A 19,032-nucleotide genomic window follows, 5' to 3' on the forward strand; every position below is an offset into this window, starting at 1 on the left:
GCCCTCCCTATCGTTTCAGATTGACGAGGACATCCATGATATCGGAGCCGGTCTGAAACACCTTGGAATTGGCGGTATAGCTGCGCTGCGCCTCGATCATTTCCGTCAGTTCGCCGGCGAGATCGACGTTCGAGCTTTCGAGAGCGCCGGACTGGATGGAGCCAAGCCCGTTCGTCTGCGGGAAGCCGGTGACCGTGACGCCGGACAATCCGTTGGCACTGTAGACGTTGCCGCTGAGCAGCGTCAGATTGTCGGGGCTGGCGACCGTCGCGAGAGGGATCTGGTAGAGAGCCTTTGTCGCGCCGTTCGCATAGGAGACCGACACCACGCCGTCCGCACCGATAGACACCGAGCTCACCGCACTTGCGGCTTGGCCGTCTGCGGAGCCCGTCGCCGAGAAGTCGGAGGCAAGCTGGGTGAAGTCGGAATAGTCCATGGTGACCGTCTTTGCCGTCACCGGATCGACGATGTCGGTGTCGGTTGCGGAGGTCAGCTGGCCATCGGCGTCGAAGGAGAGCGTTGCGACGCTCACGGCATCGGAGGAGTAGGGAAAGGATGTCGTGCTGCCGGTGGCTGCATCGGCATTGCGGTAAACCGCGACTTCCCAGGTGCTGCCGGTGACCGCGCCGCTCGCGTCCGTCGTGACGCCGGTCTTGGTGAAGTAATAGTCGTACTGGACGGTGCCGCCGAGGCTGTCATAGGCAACCAGCGACATCTTCTGCGTGTCGTCGGTGACGCTCGCCGTGTTGGCGCTCGGCAGTGTCGTCGTATTGGTGACGACGGTCGCTTCGGAGTTCAGGTTGCCGCTGAAATAGGCGCTGCTCGAAGCGATGGCGCTCAAGCCAGATTGGGATACGTTGACCGGCACCAGGCCGTCGAAGCCGTTGACGACCACCGCCGGCACGCCGGAGTCATAGGAATATCCCATCAGCGTAAAACCGGCGCCGTTGACGAGATTGCCGTCGCTGTCGACCGAGAAGTCGCCGGCCCGGGTGAGCACAGGCGTGCCGTCGGCGCTTTCCACGATGAAGAACCCGTCTCCCGAGATCGCCAGGTCGTAGGCCGAGGTCGTATAGGAAATGTCGCCTTGTTGGGAAATCGCCTGGCGCACCGAGGTCTGAACGCCGCCTGAATTGTAATTGCCCGAGGAAGACGGCAGAACCAATGACGAAAAGGACGTTGAAACGGCTTTGTAGCCGGTAGTATTCGCGTTGGCGATATTGTCGGAAACCGTGCTCAGCCGGTTTGCCTGGGCGCTCATGCCGGAGACGGCGGTTTTCATGCTTCCAAAAATGCTCATGGCTCGATCCTTTAAGGTTTGGGAACATGCCATGTGACGAGGGGCTTCCAGGGCCCGGATTGCGGGCGCACGACATCGCTGGCGCCGGGCAAAGGCCGACACCGGTCGATGATCTGATTGTCTGGACTGACCCCGTGATGGCGATAGGCGCTTCGGCTCATCCGCGCGCTAGTATCGTGCGCCTGTGGCGGCGCACCAACGTTTCAGCATTTCAGGAGCGGCCCGGCTGAAGGCTCTGCCAGCTCCACGGCCGGGCCGCTTTCAGATCGTCTCATTGCAGCTTCTCCAGCAACTGCAATGGCGACGCTCCGTATCCGCCGTCAGCCCGCGGACTGTACGGACAATGAACCGGTGTCGGATGTGTCGAGCAGACTAAAGAGCTGGCTCGCCTGGCTTTCGGTGACGTCCTCGGGCTTGCCTGCCATGAACTCGTCCAATGTCACGAGCCCGTCTCCATTCGTATCGAGATCGGAGAGCAAGGATTGAGACTCGTCGTCTTCTGCGGGCGGCGGCGGTGGCGGTCCTTCGGAACGTTGCGACTGCTCGGCCGACATGGCCTCGGTCAGCTCATCGACCGATAGCGAACCCGCTCCTTCGCTGTCGAAGCTGTCGAAAAGCGTGCCGGCCTGGTCTTCCGTCACATCGGAGGGCCGGCCTGCGACGAACTCGTCCTTGCTGATGGAGCCGTCGCCATCGGTATCGAGATCGGAGAGCAGGGATGCAAGATCGTCGCCGCCGGGGCGTTGCGACTGCTGAGCGGACATGGCCTCGGCGAGCACATCGACCGATAGCGAGCCAGTGCTTTCGCTGTCGAAGCTGCCGAAAAGCGTGTTGGCCTGGTCCTCCGTCACGTCGGACGGCCGGGCCGCGACGAACTCGGCCTTAGTCACGTAGCCGTCGCCATCGCTGTCCAATTGGGCAACATCCATGCCTTCGCCGCCATCCTCATCCTCGCCGGATACCGACTGATCGGAGAAGCGATTCATCGACAGCGTCATCAGTTGGGACAGGAGTTTGTCGGCGCTGCTGGACGTGTCTTCATCGAGCTGCCCGCTTTTGGTTGCTTTTGCCGACGAAACCGTATTAGAGGATAGGATCTCCTCGGACGCGGATGTCGGGTACTTGCTATAGGAATAGGAAGAGACTGATGTTGCAGCGGAAATGGTCGTCATAAGCGCTCCATCGCTAGGAGGGTGAGGATGCAACGCATTACAGAACTGATCAGTTCTCTAAATCGAAATCACTAATGCCACAACCGAAAAAATTGCCCCTCAGAAATCGTAGTCTACGTTCTCAGGTCGTCGGCACGCGTTTCGGCAGGGTGGTCTAGACCGTCATGGATATTATCGACGAACCTGCGGACGAGCCGCGCAAACGCGGTCGACCGAAAGTTTCCAGCGACGAGGATAAGCGGGCGCATATCGTCGAAGTCGCGGGCCGCGTTTTCGTCAAATACGGTTATGCCGGAAGCACGACCGCGATCGTCGCCTCCGAGGCGGGCGTTTCGAAGCAGACGCTCTATAAGCTGTTTCAGAGCAAGGAAGAGTTGTTTGCCGCCGTGGTCGGCGCGCATCGACGCCTGATGCTCGATCTGCCCAGGCCTGCCGAAGATATCTCGATTGCCGCGAGCCTCGAGCGCATTTTCATGATCGATATGGATGAGGACAAGGATGCCGATCGCACCGGATTCCTGCAGCTCGTCTTTCGCGAAGCGGCGCAATTTCCCGAACTTGTCGATATCCTGCAACGCGAAGGCATGCTTGCCAGCCGCCAGCATCTCGCCGACTGGCTGAGCGAACGCCGGTCGGAAGGCAGATTGACGCTGGACGATACGGCGAGCGGAGCCCGGATGCTGATGGATATGATCCTCGGCGGCATGGGTCCGCCGGAAGGGCGCGCGCAGGCCTGGCCCGATCGGGCTCAACTGTTTGCCCATCTTCGCCGCTGCATTGCCATCTTTGCCGCAGGCGTCGGCGCCACCTAAAGCGCTGAGATTCGCTCCTCGCGCTTTCGTCCGGCAAAACGCGATCCCTTGACTTTCGCTTTCCAATTCCGCATTGGATAAATTATAGAACTATAGAGTTCTATTAAGTTGATTCGGCCACATATAGGTGGCTGCGCTTCGCCATGACCGGCGACGACATTCCCGCAGAGATGAAAATGTTCACCCGTGACTGCCGGCCGGCTTTCGCGCGGCACCGCCGTGCCTATGAAAGGGACAGACGTTGGTTTCCACCTATGTAAGCTATCTCACGGTCGCGCGAAATCTGAACGCCAGCCTCTCGAACGTGGCTTCACAGGCAACGGTTGCCCGCGACAGCGCCTATTACAAGGAAAACATCGACAAGGTCACGACCGTCGATGAATTCATGAGCGATTACAAGCTTTATTCCTATGCCATGAAGGCCTACGGCCTTGAAGACATGACATATGCCAAGGCCTTCATGAAGAAGGTGCTGGAGAGCGATCTCAGCGATTCATCGAGCTTCGCCAACAGCTTGAGCGACACCCGTTATGCCGAGTTCGCTGCCGCCTTCAAATTCGCCGGCGAGACGAAGACGGCGCAATCGGACGTGCAGCGGGACAATCTGCTCGATGCTTATGAGGAGTCCTTCGACACCGAGGCGGGCGATATCGCCGACGCGACGGACTATTTCGAAGACAATATCTCGTCGATCACCTCGGTCGACGATCTTCTGTCGAGTTCGAAGCTGAAGAACTACGTGCTGACGGCTTTCGGGCTCAGCACCGAATATACCTCGAGCAGCTTTCTGAAGAGTGTTTTGACGAGCGATCTCGACGAGACCGATAGTTTCGTCAACCAACTCGACGACGAGGTCTATGTCAACCTGTCGAAGGCCTTCAACTTCAACGAGGATGGCTTGACCGACGGCGACGTGATGTCGGAAGATCAGATCTCGCTGGTCACAAGCGCTTATGCGGTAGCCTCGGCGACGATCGCTTCCTCGGAAACCGGGGAGGCCTATGACACTTACTTCGCGGCGCAAATTGGCAACATCACCTCCGTCGATGAGTTGATGAGCGACGACAAACTGGTTTCCTATCTGAGAACTGCCTATGGGCTTACCGATAGCGAAACCGATAACTTCATTTCTGCGGCGCTGAAAAGCGCCGACATCGCCGACGCGATCGGCTTGTCCGAGCTGCACGATGCCTTCAATTTCGATGAAGACGGCGCGCTTGCCGATGGTGACACGGCCCAGACATCGGAACAGACCGCCGCCACCACGGCGGCCTTCGATGAAAATTATGAAGTGCTGATCGCCAACACCGACACTGAAGACGCCGTCGACAACTATACGACGCGCATCGCCAGCGTCACCTCGATCGATGATTTCCTGGTGTCGAATGATGACGACGACGATGACGACAACGACGATCTCCCGGAACTGTGGGAAATGGCGTTGCGAGCCTATGACATAGACCCGGACAGCGTTTCGAGAAGCGAGGTCCGGAAAATTCTCGAAAGCGATCCCTCGGACTCGAAAAGCTATGTCAACAGCCTCGACGATGACCGGTTCGTCGCCTTTCGCAAAGCCTTCAACTTCGACGATAATGGCGACGTGACCGTTCCGCTACAGGCCATGTCGGAATCCGTCGTCGACGACTATGCGACCTATTACAAGCAGAACAAGATCCGATACCTCGAAGGCGACGAGATGACGGAAGCGACCGACGCGGCGGACGAGGGGATCACCTATTTTCGCGAGCAGATGGCGACGATCACCACGGCCAGCGAATTCCTGGCCGATGATCGTCTGGTTTCCTTCGTGCTCGAGGCGAAGGGGCTCGATCCTGATGATGTCACGTCGGACGCGTTGGAAGAGATGTTTGCTTCCGATCTCGACGACGAAGACAGTTACGTCAATAAGCTGGACGACAATCGTTTCGCCGAACTCGTCGGCGCGTTCAATTTCGATCAGGACGGCAATATTTCAGCGGAGCCCACCGGAACGGTGCAGCAGCGCGGCGACGTGCTGGAGACGATCGACGCCTATGTCAGGCTGACGCTGGAGGATGATCAAGGCGACAGCAACACCGGCGTGCGCCTTGCCCTCTACTTCCAGCGCAAGGCGCCGGAGATCTCGAGCGCCTACGACATTCTGGGCGACAGCGCGCTCTTCGAGTTTTTTACGACGAGCTTCAACCTGTCCAGTTACGTCTCGAACATGGACGTCGATAAACAAGCCGAGATGATCGACAATTTTATCGACATCGAGGATCTGTCGGATCCTGACAAAGTCGACGATCTGATCAAACGCTTCACCGCCATGTATGACATGGCCAACGGCACAGGCACCACGTCGACGGCGCTGTCGATCCTGACCGGCTCGGCGACGATAAGCGCCGATACGCTGCTTGCGATGGCGCAATTGAAAAGCGGTTGAGCGGCCTGCAAGCCCCCCGTTCCCGGAGAGCCTGCATCGCTGCCCACGGCAGGGCAGGGGGGCGGCTGCCTTTGCCCGGATGTGCCTGATGGACGCAGCGCTGGTTGAAAACAAAATATCCTGCACGTTATATTCATAATTAAATCCTCGTTAATAAGCATAAGCGAATATTCGCGACATGGCTGGACCAACAGCAATGAAATCTAGGGGGATTGCGCGTGAGTATTCTTAATCGTGGTGCAAATGCTGTCGCGGCTCTTGCCGCTCTATCGAATTCGCAAGCCATGATCGAGTTTGATCTATCGGGCAGGATCCTCACCGCGAACGAAAACTTCTGCAGGGCGCTCGGCTACGAGTTGAGGGAGATTGTCGGAAAACATCACAGCATGTTTGTCGAGCCTGCCTATGCGTCGTCGGCAGAATACAAGGCTTTCTGGACGAAGCTCGCAGCCGGGAAATTCGACCAGCAGCAATATAAGCGTCTCGGAAAAGGCGGGCGCGAGGTCTGGATCGAAGCATCCTACAATCCCGTGTTCCGACGCGGGAAGCCGGTCAAGGTCATCAAGATTGCAACTGACATCACCGCGCAGAAGCTGAAGTCTGCCGAGGATTCGGGCAAGATCGATGCATTGTCCCGGGCTCAGGCGATCATCGAATTCACGCCGGCCGGCGAAATCCTGACCGCCAACGACAATTTCCTGTCGACGCTTGGTTATTCGCTTGCCGAAATCCAGGGCAAACATCACTCGATGTTCTGTGAAGCCGACTACTCGAGATCGGAGGCTTACAAGGAATTCTGGCGGAGACTAGCGAGCGGCCAGCTGGTTGCCGACGAATTCATGCGTGTGGGCAAGGGCGGCCGGAAGGTCTACATTCAGGCTTCCTACAATCCGATTTTCGACCTGAATGGCAAAGTGTTCAAAGTCGTGAAATTCGCAACCGATGTCACGGCGCGCGTCGAAAATGTCGAACAACTTGCCCGTTGCCTGACGAATCTTGCGGACGGCGACCTGTCGCAGATGATCCAGAAGCCTTTCATTCCTTCGCTGGAAAGGCTGCGTGCCGACTTCAACAGCGCCTCGGAGAAGCTGAAGGGCGCAATGGCAACGGTTGCCGAAAATGCCAAGGCGATATCAGCCGGTTCCAACGAAATCCGCACAGCGGCCGACGACTTGGCAAAGCGTACCGAGCAGCAAGCGGCATCCGTCGAAGAAACGGCCGCCGCCCTTGAGGAAATCACGACGACGGTCAAGGATTCGAGCCGCCGCGCCGAAGAGGCCGGTCAACTCGTGGGGCGCGCCAGAAATCACGCCGAGCATTCCGGCCAGGTGGTGCGTGACGCCATCGGAGCGATGGACCAGATTGAAAACTCGTCACGCGAAATTTCCAATATCATCGGAGTCATCGATGAGATTGCCTTCCAGACGAACCTTTTGGCGCTCAATGCCGGCGTAGAGGCGGCACGAGCAGGGGAGGCGGGCAAGGGTTTTGCGGTCGTTGCCCAGGAGGTCCGTGAGCTGGCGCAGCGGTCGGCGAAAGCTGCCAAGGAGATAAAGAGCCTGATCACAGCGTCCGGTTCTCATGTCGCAAACGGCGTCGCCCTCGTGACGAATGCCGGATCCGCGCTCCAGGAAATCGCCAGTCAGGTTCACGAAATCAATACCAACGTCACGGCGATCGTGGAGGCGGCGCGCGAGCAATCGACTGCGCTCGGCGGGATCAGCCAGTCCATCAACACCGTCGACCAGGGAACGCAGCAGAATGCCGCAATGGTCGAGGAGCAGACGGCTGCGAGCCATGGTCTCGCCCGAGAGGCTGCCGCGCTCTTCGAGCTTCTTGAACAGTTCCGTTTCAACGATGCGCCGAGATCCAGGTCTTCGTTTGCGCAGGCGGATCGTCACCCCGCCGCACCGACGGCTTTGAAAGTCGTTCGCAATTCGCCCCTCGCATCCATCCAGCGCGGGTCGGCCTCCGTCGCGCTGAAGTCCGACTGGGAAGAGTTCTGATTACGCTGACTGAGCCATTCTCGGCAGTGTTGGCGGCAATCAATCGAGCGACCACGAGCCGGGATAGTTCGGCTTGCGACGCTCGATCCACCCGTCGAGCCCTTCGCGCAAATCGGCGGTTGGCGCCATCCGGGCGAATTGTTCGCCTTCGATCAGCAGCCCCTCCGCAATGCTCTGGTTGATGCCGCGCGTCACCGCCGTCAGAATGCTCGCCGCCGCCAGCGGTGAATGACGCCGAATGCGCCGCGCGAGGTCGTGGGCGGCCGGCATGAGAGCGTCATGCGGGACAACTTGGTTGACAAGGCCGAGTTCGAGGGCGCGCTGCGGGGAGAATGCGTCGCCCGTCAACAGCAATTCGAGGGCGCGCTTGCGCCCGGCCAGCCTTGGCAAACGCTGCGTTCCGCCAAAGGTCGGCGGCATTGCGAGATTGATCTCGGGCTTGGCGAACAGGGCGCATTCGCTGGCGATGGCGAGCGGCACAGCCTCGGTGATCTCGCAGCCGCCGCCAAAGGCAAGGCCGTTGACGGCGGCGATGACGGGTTTGCGGAAGGCTTCCAGCCGCGCAGTTAGGCGCTGTCCGCGCGCGACGAAATCGCGCATGGCGACATCGGCGCCCTGCGCCACGCTTTCCGAGAATTCGTAGATATCGCCGCCCGCCGAGAACGCCCGCTCGCCTGCGCCGGTGAGGATGATCGCCCGGATTGAACTGTCGGTTTCGATGGCGTCGAGGATCGCGAGAAAGCGGTCTATCAAGGCGTAATTCAGCGCATTGAGCTTTTCCGGGCGATTGAGAGTGAGCGTGGCGATTCCGTCGCGGCTGTCGATCAAAACAGTGTCGGCCATTCGGTTTTCCTTTCCGGTATGCTGCGTCAGGAGAAGTATGCCGCCGGTCGATGCTTGTGTATATTCACTAGTCGGTATACATAACGGCATGATCTCACCTGCAATCCCGACGCGCCAACGCATCATATCGGCCGCCGCCAAGCTGTTTTACAACGAGGGCATCAGGAGCGTCAGCGTCGATGCGGTGGCTGAAGAGGCCGGCGTCACGAAACGCACCCTTTACTACCATTTCGCCAGCAAGGACGACCTCATCGGGGCCTACCTGGAGGCGCGCGACCAGCCCAACCTCGCTCTGTTCAAACGCTGGTACGCGGAAACGACGGGCGAACCGGCGGATAAGGTGCAAGGCATCTTTCGCAATCTCGCCCGCGCAGCCCGCCACCCGAAATGGAAGGGCTGCGGCTTCCTGCGCACCTCTGCGGAACTCGTCAATATGCCCGGCCATCCAGCCATGAAAGTCGGGATTGAACACAAGAAGAGGGTCGAGGCCTGGTTGCGGGTGAGGTTCGAGGCGGCCGGCATCAAGGCGGAAGCGCCGCAGCTCGCCCGGCAGATCGTCCTGCTGCTTGATGGCTCCTTCGCCGTCGTTCTGTTGCATCGCGATCCGACCTACATGGAAGCGGCAGGCGAGGCGGCTGGTTCACTGATCCGTGCTGCGACCGCAAACGCAAATGCGTAAGGCGCTCGCTCTGAAGACCGCATCCTTCGCCTTCGGCATGGCCTGAGGTCGCTGAGCGGGAAGGGCATGATGTTGAGCCTCTAAACAACAAAACAATGCTGCACTGCCGAAAAAATCGCCACGCGCGCTACTGCGCGTTTTTTCAGCATGACCCATTGACAATTCATCCTTGATGGCACTTCATAACATTGTTCCAGTAAAACAGACATGCGTCCATTATACTGGAACAAACGGAATCATCCATAAGGGGAACGCCATGACCATTTCCTTTCGCACCGGCGTGATGTCGCTGGCCGTCGCCGCTCTGTTGTCCACGCCTGCGCTGGCTGAAGGCAGCAAGCTCGATGAAGTGCTGGCCCGCGGCCATCTCGTCCTCGGCACGGGCAGCACCAATGCGCCTTGGCACTTCAAGAGCGCCGACGACAAGCTTCAGGGATTCGACGTCGACATGGGCCACATCATCGCCAAGGCGCTCTTCGGCGATCCTGAAAAGATCGAGTATGTGAACCAGTCCTCCGACGCGCGCATCCCGAACATTACCACCGACAAAGTCGACATCACCTGCCAGTTCATGACCGTTACCGGCGAGCGTGCCCAGCAGGTTGCCTTCACCATTCCTTATTATCGCGAGGGTGTTGGCCTGATGCTCAAGGCGGATGGCAAATATGCCGACTACGCCGCCCTCAAGGCGGCAGGCTCCTCCGTTACCATCTCGGTTCTCCAGAACGTCTATGCCGAGGCGATGGTGCATGCGGCATTGCCTGAGGCGACCGTCGACCAATACGATTCCGTCGACCTGATCTATCAGGCGCTGGAATCGGGACGCGCCGATGCTGTCGCCACGGACCAGTCGTCGCTTGCCTGGTACATGACGCAGAATCCGGGCCGTTACAAAGATGCCGGCTACGGCTGGAACCCGCAGACCTACGCCTGCGCCGTCAAGCGCGGCGATCAGGATTGGCTGAACTTCGTCAACACCGCCCTGCACGAGGCCATGACCGGCGTCGAATTCGACTTTTACGCCAAGTCCTTCAAGACCTGGTTCGGCAAGGATCTGGCGCCGCCGCAGATCGGCTTCCCGGTCGAGTTCAAGTAACAGCCATGCGGAGCGGGACATGTTTCCCGCTCCGCATTTAAAGGGTGAGAGCATGATGCCGTCCGAAAACCGTTCATATTTTTCGGCCTCATGCTCTGGTCTGAAAGGGCGGCCCGTATGGGTTACACGTTGAATTTCGCTGCCGTCTGGCGCAACTTCGATTTTCTTTTGAGCGGGCTCGCGCTCAGTCTCGGCCTTGCGGTGATCTCGATCCTGATCGGGGCCGCGATCGGTCTTGTGGTGGCCTTCGCGCTGACGTCCAAAAACCGCTTTGCGGTCGTGCCGGCACGGATCTATGTCACTGTCATCCGCAACCTGCCGATTCTCGTCCTGGTGCTTTTTGTCTTTTTCGCGCTGCCGCAAATGGGTTTGCGCCTCGACAAGATAAAAAGCTTCGTCCTGGTTCTGTCGCTTTATTCCGGCGCCTATCTGGCCGAGGTGTTCCGCGCCGGTCTGCTGTCTATTCCAAGAGGGTTGACGGAAGCGGGGCTTGCCATCGGCCTGACGGGGATGCAGATCCGCAGCTCCATCATCGCTCCGCTGATGCTGCGCAACGTGCTGCCATCACTGTCCTCGACGATCATCTCGCTCTTCAAGGACACCTCGCTCGCCGCCGCCATCGCCGTGCCCGAACTGACCTTTGCTGCCCGCAAGATCAATGTCGAGAGCTTCCGCGTCATAGAGACCTGGATGGTCACATCAGCGCTCTATGTCGCGACCTGTTTCCTCATCGCCGCCGTGATGCGCTTCGTCGAGCGCCGCCTGGCCCTGCCGAGATAGACCCGATGTCCCACACCTTTCTCGAACAACTCTGGATCGCCCGCTACGTCATCATGAACGGCATCGGCGTGACCGTGTCGATCTCCCTGCTGGCCATCCTCGCGGGTTCCATACTCGGCGTTTTCGTCGGTTTGGCGCTCGTCTATGGCGGCGTTGTTTTGCGTCTGGCCGTGCGCGCCTATACGGATATCATCCGTGGCACGCCGGTGCTCGTGCTGGTTCTGGCGAGCTACTATGTCTCCGCCGCCGTCGGCCTCGATCTCGGGCCGTTCTCGGCCGGCGTGCTCGCCCTTGCCATCTTCTGCTCCTCCCATGTCGGCGAAATCGTGCGCGGGGCGCTTCAGGCAATCCCGAAAGGGCAGACCGAAGCTGCCAAGGCGATCGGCCTGACCTTTACCCAGACCTTCACCTCGGTGCTGTGGCCGCAGGCCATGCGCCAGTGCCTGCCGGCCTGGGTGAATACGGCGGCCGAGATGGTGAAGGCCTCGACGCTGCTCTCCGTCATCGGCGTCGCAGAACTTCTCCTGCGCACGCAGGAGATCATCTCCCGCAATTTCATGAGCCTCCAGTTCTATTTCCTGGCTGGCGGTCTCTATTTCATCATCAACTACGGCATCGAGCACTTCGGCAAATATGTCGAGCGCAAGACCGCCCTGCCGTCCTGAGGAGTTCCCCCGATGGCCAAGACCATTCTCGACATCCAGGGTCTGCGCAAGACTTACGGCATCCACGAAGTCCTCAAGGGCGTCGATTGCGCCGTTGAGGAGGGCGAAGTCATTTCCATCATCGGCTCGTCCGGTTCCGGAAAGACCACCTTGCTGCGCTGCATCAACATGCTCGAAGAATTCCAGGGCGGCACGATCAGCCTCGATGGCGAGGAGATCGGCTACCGCGCCGAAGGCGCGACGCGACGCCGCAAGAGCGAGAAGGAGATTGCGCGCCAGCGCGCGCTGACCGGCATGGCGTTTCAGCAGTTCAATCTCTTCCCGCATATGAGCGCCGCTGAAAACGTCATGCTCGGCCTCGTCAAGGTCAAAAAAATGGCGAAGCCGGATGCCCGCGTCATCGCGGAAAAATGGCTCGATCGTGTCGGCCTTTCCGCCCGCATGAACCATTATCCCGGGCAGCTTTCCGGCGGTCAGCAGCAGCGGGTCGCGATCGCCCGCGCAATCGCCATGTCGCCGAGGCTGATGCTGTTCGACGAAGTGACCTCCGCGCTCGACCCGGAACTGGTGGGCGAAGTGCTCCAGGTCATCAAGGGGCTTGCCGCCGACGGCATGACCATGCTGCTCGTCACCCACGAGATGCGCTTTGCCTACGACGTTTCGTCACGCGTCATCTTCATGAACCAGGGCGTCATCTGCGAGGAGGGCGATCCGAAGGAGATGTTCGTGCATCCGAAGACCGAACGGCTGGCGGAATTCCTCAAAACCTCGAGTTTCAATTAGGCGAAATGAAAGATCCCGTGACGATCACACGTTACGACGCGACGCCTCCAGCGGCACGGTATCGGGTACATGCAACGCGCATTGAAGAGTGATGGCAGATCAATTATATTGCTAGCATCGCTATCATCTCGTAAAGTTGCTATCATGCCCGCAGTCACAATCAGAAACCTCTCCGAGGCGACGCACCGTGCTCTCAAGGTGCGTGCGGCTCATCACGGGCGCAGCGCCGAAGCGGAAATGCGGGAAATCCTCGAGGCTGCCGTGCGTCCAGAAACGCGGCTTCGTCTTGGTAGCGCACTCGCCGAACGGAGCCGCCGCCTCGGACTGACGAATGAGGACTTTGCCGTTCTGGACCAAGCTCGCGACACATTGCCTGCAAAGCCGATGAGCTTTGAATGATTATCCTCGATACGAACGTTGTTTCCGAGGCGATGAAACCCACGCCCGACGAAGCCGTGAAATTCTGGCTCGATGAGCAGGCAGCCGAAACCCTGTTCCTTTCTAGCGTCACGATCGCCGAACTGATGTTTGGAATCGGCGCGCTCCCGGCTGGCAAGCGCAGGGAAAGGCTCTCCGACGCGTTGGACGGTCTGATGGAGCTCTTCGAAAGCCGTATTTTGGCTTTCGACATCACAGCGGCACGGCACTATGCCGATCTCGCCGTCAAGGCCCGAGCCGCTGGCAGAGGATTCCCCACTCCGGATGGCTATATCGCCGCCATCGCAGCATCAAAAGGGTTCGCCGTCGCCACGCGCGATACAAGTGCTTTCAACGCTGCGGGCGTTAAAGTGATCAATCCCTGGGCGGCTTCGACCGCATAAGGTTGTTCGGCCAGTGAACACGGCGCCATGTGAGCGGGCCGACGCTGATCCAGGTTTGCAATGAGTTGCAGGCACTCGCTCAATTTGCGCTCAGTCTGCATTCTCAGCGTGCAAATTCCAGGGGGAGGGATCCGAGACATCTTGAAAATCCTAAACGCAGAATTTTGGCACGAGCTTTGCTTTCCTGTCTTGTATGCAAGATAGCCACACATCTGAGAGCACGCAGAAGACCATTGAGGAGACGATCGTCTCCGGGATTCTTTCAGCCAAAATTCGGCCTGGGACGCGTCTGAGTGAAAACCAGCTGGCAACGCTCTTCGGCGTGTCTCGGACCCGCGTTCGGGAAGCCATGATGCGTTTGGAAACACGCGGTATCGTGCATGTCAGTCCGAGACGGGGCTGGTTTGTCGTCGAGCCGTCCGCTGAAGAGGCGATCGCGGTCTATGAGGCACGGCGCGTCATCGAGGCCGGGTTGCTGCGCAGCATGCGTGTGCTGACGGACGAAGGAGGCAAAGCTCTCGACGTGCATTTGAACGAGGAAAAGACCGCAATGGCTGCGGGCGACCGCCAGCGCCTGACGTATTTGATGGGCGATTTCCACATCCGCATCGCAGAATTGAGCGGGAACGCCATCATCGTCGATATCCTCCGCGATCTCACCGCGAGGACGATCCTCATTTCGATGCTCTATCAGTCTGAATTTCACGCAGCACAGTCTCATGACGGGCATTGCCGCATCTTCGAGGCCATGCAAGCGGGCGATTTCGCCAGAGCTGCCGAGCTCTCTATCGAACATCTGGACGAAGTGGAAATGGGCCTCGACCTTACCACGCGCCCCGATCCGCTCTCGGAACTGCGCAGTTCCCTGTCACTTCCTCCCAAGGCCGTGCCCTCGGTCTCCCAACTGTCAGACCCAAAAAACCACAACTTCAAAGGAGCAATTAAAACATGCTGACAAGACGAGTCTTCTTCGCAATCGCGACCCTGGCTGCAACCTTCGGCTTCGGCTCCGCGTCTTACGCCGATGCTCTTGCCGACATCACGGCGCGCGGTACGCTGCGTGTCGCCGTCCCGCAGGATTTTCCGCCCTTCGGTAGTGTCGGCACCGATATGGCGCCGATGGGCTACGATATCGATGTGGCCAATCTCATTGCCGAAAAGCTGGGCGTCAAGACCGAGCTCGTGCCGGTCACCAGCGCCAACCGCGTTCCCTATCTGCAGACGAACAAAGTCGATCTGGTCATATCAAGCCTCGGCAAGAATGCGGAGCGCGAAAAGGTGATCGATTTCACAACGGCCTACGCACCCTTCTTCAACGGCGTGTTCGCACCGGCCGATGTTTCGATCGCCAAGGTGGAAGATCTCGCCGGCAAGAGCATCGGCGTCACGCGCGGCGCCGTGGAGGATCTCGAGCTGACGAAGATCGCGCCGGCCGACGCTACGATCAAGCGTTACGAGGACAACAACGGCACTATCTCGGCCTTCCTGTCCGGCCAGGTCGACACCATCGCCACCGGCAACGTCGTGGCCGCTGCGATCCTCTCCAAAAATCCTCCCAAGCGCCCTGAGATGAAGTTCCTCATCAAGAACTCGCCCTGCTACATCGGTCTCAACAAGGAACAGACGGCCCTTCTGGAGAAGGTGAACGGCATTATCGCCGCCGCCAAAACCGATGGCGCGCTGAACGCCATATCGCAGAAGTGGCTCGGCGCCGATCTCCCGTCGGATCTCTAAGGACCGGTCTCACGGATGTCATCCCGCGCCCGCGCGGGATGACATGACGCTCCGTCGCCACAAGAGGGGACAATTCCTTGAGTTACCATTTCGAATTCGGCTGGCTGCTTGAATATTATCCTGAGATCATCAAGGGCATACTGATCACGCTGGAGCTTATCGCGATCGGCGGAGTGCTCGGCATATCGCTCGGCATCTTCTGTGCCTGGGTGCGTGCACTCGGCCCGGCCTGGCTGAAGCCTGTCGTTGCGACCTATGTCGAACTGATCCGCAACACGCCGTTCCTGATCCAGCTCTTTTTCATCTTCTTCGGCCTTCCGTCGCTCGGCTTCAAGCTTTCCGAACTGACGGCCGCCAACCTCGCGATGGTCGTCAACCTCGGCGCCTATAGCTGCGAGATTATCCGCGCGGGCATCCAGGCAACCCCGAAGGGCCAGTTCGAGGCAGGCGAGAGCCTTGCCATGACGCGCTTCGAAACCTTCCGGCATGTCGTTCTCGTGCCATCCCTGCAGCGCATCTGGCCGGCGCTGTCGTCGCAAGTGGTCATCGTGATGCTCGGCTCATCGGTCGTCTCGCAGATCGCCGCCGAGGATCTGACCTTTGCCGCGAACTTCATACAATCGCGAACCTTCCGCGCCTTCGAGGCCTACATCGTCTCGACAGCCATCTATCTTGTGCTGGCGATCCTGCTCCGGCAGCTGCTGGCGGTGGTCGGCGGGTTCATTTTCCCGAGGAGAGCAGCACGATGATCGAGTTCACGCTCTGGGACATCCTGCGCAACCTGCTGCTCGCCACCCGCTGGACGATCCTGCTTTCGCTGGTCTCGTTCATCGGCGGCGGCGTGGTCGGGCTGGGGCTGCTGTTCCTGCGCATCAGCAAGCGCAAGGCATTCAGGACAGTCGCGAAATATTATATCGAGCTCTTCCAGGGCACGCCGTTGCTGATGCAGCTCTTCATCGCCTTTTTCGGTCTCGGCCTCTTCGGGATAGACGTGCCGGCCTGGCTTGCTGCGGGTTTTGCGCTGATCTTGTGGAGCGCTGCCTTCCTCGCCGAAATCTGGCGAGGCTGCGTCGAAGCGGTCGTGAAGGGTCAGTGGGAAGCCTCCGCCAGCCTCGGCATGGGCCGGTTGCAGCAGATGCGTTATGTCATCCTCCCGCAGGCACTGAGGGTCGCCATACCGCCGACGGTCGGTTTCTCCGTTCAAATCGTCAAGGGAACGGCGCTGACCTCGATCATCGGTTTCGTCGAATTGTCGAAAGCCGGCACGGTCGTCACCAATGCCACTTTCCAGCCCTTCACCGTCTACGGGCTCGTCGCCCTCATCTACTTCGCCCTTTGCTGGCCTTTGTCGAAAAGCAGCCAGATCCTGGAAAGGAAGCTCAATGTCGCTCATCGAAATCACTGAAGTCCGCAAGAGCTTTGGCACCACCGAGGTGCTGAAAGGCATCAATCTCGATGTGGAGGCCGGCGAAGTTATCGCCATTATCGGCAAGAGCGGTTCGGGAAAATCGACCCTGCTTCGCTGCATCAACGGCCTGGAGACCATCACTGACGGCTCCATCTCCGTGGCCGGCGCGCAGCTCCTCGATGACGAAGTCCATCTGAAGGCACTGCGCCTCAAGGTCGGCATGATCTTTCAGCAGTTCAACCTCTTCCCGCACCTGACCGTCGGCGGCAACGTCATGCTGTCGCAGACCGTGGTCAAGAAGACCCCGAAGGCCGAAGCCGAGGCCACCGCCCGCAAGATGCTGGAGCGGGTAGGGCTGGGCCACAGGTTCGACGCCTATCCGGACGAGCTCTCGGGCGGCCAGCAGCAGCGCGTCGCCATCGCCCGCGCGCTCGCCATGCAGCCGACCGCACTTCTCTGCGACGAGATCACCTCCGCGCTCGATCCGGAACTGGTCGCCGAAGTTCTGGCCGTCGTGCGCGAACTCGCCGCAGAGGGAATGACACTGCTGATGGTAACGCACGAGATGAAGTTCGCCCGCGACGTCTGCAACCGCGTGATCTTCATGCATCAGGGCCGGGTCCATGAAGCAGGCCCGCCGGAGGAAGTCTTCGCCAAGCCGCAGACAGCGGAGTTGAAGCAATTTCTCGGTGTCAACTAAGAGGCAGTGACAATATCGGCGTCGTCGATGATCGCGGTCGGCCGTCCTCAGGACTTCGGCCGAGGATGTCCCATCAACGCTGCATACTCTCTGTCGGTCAATCGTTCGATTGTCCTCAGCTGTGCGGGAATATCCATCCGCTCATGCAAGACCGCGGCAATGACGAAGGTTGAGTCGTCAACGACGATGTATACGGCGTAATGGTGTTCTATCTTGTAGAGCCGGAAGAGCGAATTCCCGACGCGCTCGTCTTTCTTTATCCTTACGCGGGCATAGGCTTCGGGGATGCCTTCAAATCCCGCCCGCAGCAAGCGGCTATATGCTTTCGCCTGTTCGGTGGACCATTTTCGCGCCGTTTCGCGGACTGCCAGACGGTAGTTATCAAGGGCGGTCGGCAGGATGAGAACGCGAGGAGCCACTAGCGCAGTTCTTCATCCAGCTCCGCGTCGATAGCATCCAGAGCGGAAAGGGGCAGCATCTCTCCGCGCCGGAATTCCTCTTCCGCCCGTAGCAGTGAGCGGATGGCAAAGCGGCGATCTTCTTCGCGTGCCATATCTTCGCGAATAAGGGCGCGTACATATTCGCTCGGCGTCGTGTACTGGCTCTTCCCGTTGGCGCGCATATCGACGAAGGCGCGCATTTCATCGGGCAAGCTTACATGCAGGCTGCTGGTCATGTAGCACCCTCCTTATCAAATTCCTGAAATTGTTCTGCATCCGGGTCGCTATGTCAATATTTGACATTGAGATTCGGTCCCTTCCAAATATCCCCGTGGCTCCAAGACGTTCATGACGTGGGCGGATGCAGCCGTGTATCGAGGGCAAAAGCCTCCTGGAACTTCAGCGCATAGGCGCCCGTTGCGCCGCCTGCCAGAAAAATCAGGTTCCAGCTATGCCGCGAGACCGCGCTCGGGATTGCCACGAAACGATGCTGTCGAAGCAAATCGTCTCCGAAGGCCTGCTGTCCGGCGCTGGGAATGCCCGGGCGCAACCAGTTGGGATTGGGCACGTTTCCCGGATCGACAACATGGATATCGCCAGCATCGGCAATGACAGCTGCCGTCATCCTGTGCGTCACGGTGTCGAGCGCCCGGAACCCCTTATGGACCGCGACTTCAAGGATCGCCGTCGCGGGATCGAGCGAGCAGTAGACCGCGCGCACCCCCTTGCTGTTCCAGCGGCCGCCAACCCGATAGGCGCCTTCTCCGCTATCCCAAGTCGGCGCATGGACGGCCTGGTCGAGCCGCCACGCGACCAGTTCGGTCCCGCCGAGCGCGATCGGCAAAAGGGTCATGCATAGACGCCGTATTCCAGGCGATCGAGATGATCCTCGACAAGCTCGACGCCGGCGGGCGTCCCGAGAAGATCGATCGGGCGGCGCTGCTCAAGTCCGACCGCCGGACGCTCCAGCCATTGTTCGGCTTCTGCCTGCGATCCGAAGATATCCGTTGCCTTTGCGAGGATCTCGGCGAACTTCCACGCTCGGCCGCTCTGTTCCTGGTTGAGCGGCTTGGAAGGCGTGTCCTTCCGCCGCTGCCAGGTGCGCAAGCTCATGCCCACCGCCTTTTCGAGGGACTCGTTCTTGCCGAGGACGACGAGAGTACCGACAAGATGATCCAGTGCCGATGCAGGCAGGCCGTGCAGGAGCAGCTCATGGGCGTCGAGGGCATTGGTCAGGCTGCGCGACAGAATGCGCGAGCCGCCGAGCAATGCTTCTATCTTTTGCAGTTCACCACCGCCCGCTGCTGCTAAGGAAGGTACTTTTGCCGCGACAGCCATGATCTTTCTCCCGCGTCATCTGTCGCTTAT

General features: G+C 59.4%; 21 protein-coding genes and 1 pseudogene. 15 read left to right on the top strand and 7 right to left on the bottom strand.

Annotated features, from left to right (window positions below; translation table 11 throughout):
* Positions 1-7: 7 nt before the first annotated feature.
* Complete coding sequence (locus RL_RS33260; protein WP_011648860.1) at positions 8-1,300, bottom strand: flagellar hook protein FlgE; 1,293 nt, start codon at positions 1,298-1,300, stop codon at positions 8-10.
* Positions 1,301-1,620: 320 nt separating this feature from the next.
* Positions 1,621-2,472 carry an EF-hand domain-containing protein gene (locus RL_RS33265; protein ID WP_011648861.1) on the bottom strand — a complete coding sequence of 284 codons (852 nt, stop codon included), beginning with the start codon at positions 2,470-2,472 and terminating at the stop codon, positions 1,621-1,623.
* Positions 2,473-2,636: 164 nt separating this feature from the next.
* Here RL_RS33265 and RL_RS33270 point away from each other — a divergent pair, with 164 nt between their 5' ends.
* The 3 genes from RL_RS33270 (at position 2,637) to RL_RS33280 (ending at position 7,715) form a co-directional block, all read left to right on the top strand.
* On the top strand, positions 2,637-3,284 hold the full coding sequence (locus tag RL_RS33270) for a TetR/AcrR family transcriptional regulator (protein WP_003550211.1): 648 nt from the start codon (positions 2,637-2,639) through the stop codon (positions 3,282-3,284).
* 241 nt (positions 3,285-3,525) lie between these two features.
* Positions 3,526-5,709, top strand: a complete 2,184-nt coding sequence (locus tag RL_RS33275) for a DUF1217 domain-containing protein (RefSeq protein WP_011648862.1) — start codon at positions 3,526-3,528, stop codon at positions 5,707-5,709.
* A gap of 218 nt (positions 5,710-5,927) precedes the next feature.
* Positions 5,928-7,715 carry a methyl-accepting chemotaxis protein gene (locus tag RL_RS33280; RefSeq protein WP_028742558.1) on the top strand — a complete coding sequence of 596 codons (1,788 nt, stop codon included), beginning with the start codon at positions 5,928-5,930 and terminating at the stop codon, positions 7,713-7,715.
* Between the two features lie 39 nt (positions 7,716-7,754).
* Here the strand turns inward: RL_RS33280 and RL_RS33285 are convergent, their stop codons facing one another.
* Entirely contained in the window at positions 7,755-8,558 is an 804-nt protein-coding gene (locus tag RL_RS33285) for a crotonase/enoyl-CoA hydratase family protein (protein WP_011648864.1), read from the bottom strand.
* An 88-nt stretch (positions 8,559-8,646) separates the two neighbouring features.
* Here RL_RS33285 and RL_RS33290 point away from each other — a divergent pair, with 88 nt between their 5' ends.
* The 12 genes and pseudogenes from RL_RS33290 to RL_RS33345 all read left to right on the top strand — a co-directional run bounded on the left by RL_RS33290 (position 8,647) and on the right by RL_RS33345 (position 17,224).
* Positions 8,647-9,237 (top strand): TetR/AcrR family transcriptional regulator, encoded by a 591-nt coding sequence (locus RL_RS33290; protein ID WP_011648865.1) that lies wholly within the window; start codon positions 8,647-8,649, stop codon positions 9,235-9,237.
* A gap of 256 nt (positions 9,238-9,493) precedes the next feature.
* Positions 9,494-10,333, top strand: a complete 840-nt coding sequence (locus RL_RS33295) for a transporter substrate-binding domain-containing protein (protein ID WP_011648866.1) — start codon at positions 9,494-9,496, stop codon at positions 10,331-10,333.
* 117 nt (positions 10,334-10,450) lie between these two features.
* Complete coding sequence (locus RL_RS33300) at positions 10,451-11,113, top strand: amino acid ABC transporter permease (protein WP_028742556.1); 663 nt, start codon at positions 10,451-10,453, stop codon at positions 11,111-11,113.
* A 5-nt stretch (positions 11,114-11,118) separates the two neighbouring features.
* Positions 11,119-11,778 carry an amino acid ABC transporter permease gene (locus RL_RS33305; protein WP_011648868.1) on the top strand — a complete coding sequence of 220 codons (660 nt, stop codon included), beginning with the start codon at positions 11,119-11,121 and terminating at the stop codon, positions 11,776-11,778.
* A 12-nt stretch (positions 11,779-11,790) separates the two neighbouring features.
* Positions 11,791-12,561, top strand: coding sequence for an amino acid ABC transporter ATP-binding protein (locus RL_RS33310; protein WP_011648869.1), 771 nt, complete (start codon positions 11,791-11,793; stop codon positions 12,559-12,561).
* Between the two features lie 144 nt (positions 12,562-12,705).
* The gene (locus RL_RS33315) at positions 12,706-12,960 is read left to right on the top strand and encodes a FitA-like ribbon-helix-helix domain-containing protein (protein ID WP_011648870.1); all 255 of its coding nucleotides are present in this window, start codon (positions 12,706-12,708) and stop codon (positions 12,958-12,960) included.
* Positions 12,957-13,382: a type II toxin-antitoxin system VapC family toxin gene (locus tag RL_RS33320; protein ID WP_011648871.1), complete on the top strand. Its 426-nt coding sequence runs from the start codon at positions 12,957-12,959 to the stop codon at positions 13,380-13,382. The genes RL_RS33315 and RL_RS33320 overlap by 4 nt, the downstream gene beginning before the upstream one ends.
* Before the next feature lie 193 nt (positions 13,383-13,575).
* A pseudogene (locus RL_RS33325) lies at positions 13,576-14,327 on the top strand (GntR family transcriptional regulator).
* Between the two features lie 3 nt (positions 14,328-14,330).
* Positions 14,331-15,116 carry a transporter substrate-binding domain-containing protein gene (locus RL_RS33330; RefSeq protein ID WP_011648873.1) on the top strand — a complete coding sequence of 262 codons (786 nt, stop codon included), beginning with the start codon at positions 14,331-14,333 and terminating at the stop codon, positions 15,114-15,116.
* 77 nt (positions 15,117-15,193) lie between these two features.
* Complete coding sequence (locus RL_RS33335; protein ID WP_011648874.1) at positions 15,194-15,865, top strand: amino acid ABC transporter permease; 672 nt, start codon at positions 15,194-15,196, stop codon at positions 15,863-15,865.
* The gene (locus tag RL_RS33340) at positions 15,862-16,521 is read left to right on the top strand and encodes an amino acid ABC transporter permease (protein WP_011648875.1); all 660 of its coding nucleotides are present in this window, start codon (positions 15,862-15,864) and stop codon (positions 16,519-16,521) included. Before RL_RS33335 ends, RL_RS33340 begins: the two co-directional genes overlap by 4 nt.
* Positions 16,499-17,224, top strand: coding sequence for an amino acid ABC transporter ATP-binding protein (locus RL_RS33345; RefSeq protein WP_011648876.1), 726 nt, complete (start codon positions 16,499-16,501; stop codon positions 17,222-17,224). Before RL_RS33340 ends, RL_RS33345 begins: the two co-directional genes overlap by 23 nt.
* Before the next feature lie 47 nt (positions 17,225-17,271).
* Here the strand turns inward: RL_RS33345 and RL_RS33350 are convergent, their stop codons facing one another.
* The 4 genes from RL_RS33350 to RL_RS33365 form a co-directional block, all read right to left on the bottom strand.
* Positions 17,272-17,643, bottom strand: a complete 372-nt coding sequence (locus RL_RS33350) for a type II toxin-antitoxin system RelE/ParE family toxin (RefSeq protein WP_011648877.1) — start codon at positions 17,641-17,643, stop codon at positions 17,272-17,274.
* The gene (locus tag RL_RS33355; protein WP_011648878.1) at positions 17,643-17,900 is read right to left on the bottom strand and encodes a ribbon-helix-helix domain-containing protein; all 258 of its coding nucleotides are present in this window, start codon (positions 17,898-17,900) and stop codon (positions 17,643-17,645) included. Before RL_RS33355 ends, RL_RS33350 begins: the two co-directional genes overlap by 1 nt.
* 110 nt (positions 17,901-18,010) lie before the next feature.
* Positions 18,011-18,517: an RES family NAD+ phosphorylase gene (locus RL_RS33360; RefSeq protein ID WP_011648879.1), complete on the bottom strand. Its 507-nt coding sequence runs from the start codon at positions 18,515-18,517 to the stop codon at positions 18,011-18,013.
* On the bottom strand, positions 18,514-19,002 hold the full coding sequence (locus RL_RS33365; protein ID WP_011648880.1) for a type II RES/Xre toxin-antitoxin system antitoxin: 489 nt from the start codon (positions 19,000-19,002) through the stop codon (positions 18,514-18,516). The genes RL_RS33360 and RL_RS33365 overlap by 4 nt, the downstream gene beginning before the upstream one ends.
* Between the last annotated feature and the right edge of the window lie 30 nt (positions 19,003-19,032).

The sequence above is a fragment of the Rhizobium johnstonii 3841 genome, from assembly GCF_000009265.1.
Taxonomy (GTDB): domain Bacteria; phylum Pseudomonadota; class Alphaproteobacteria; order Rhizobiales; family Rhizobiaceae; genus Rhizobium; species Rhizobium acaciae.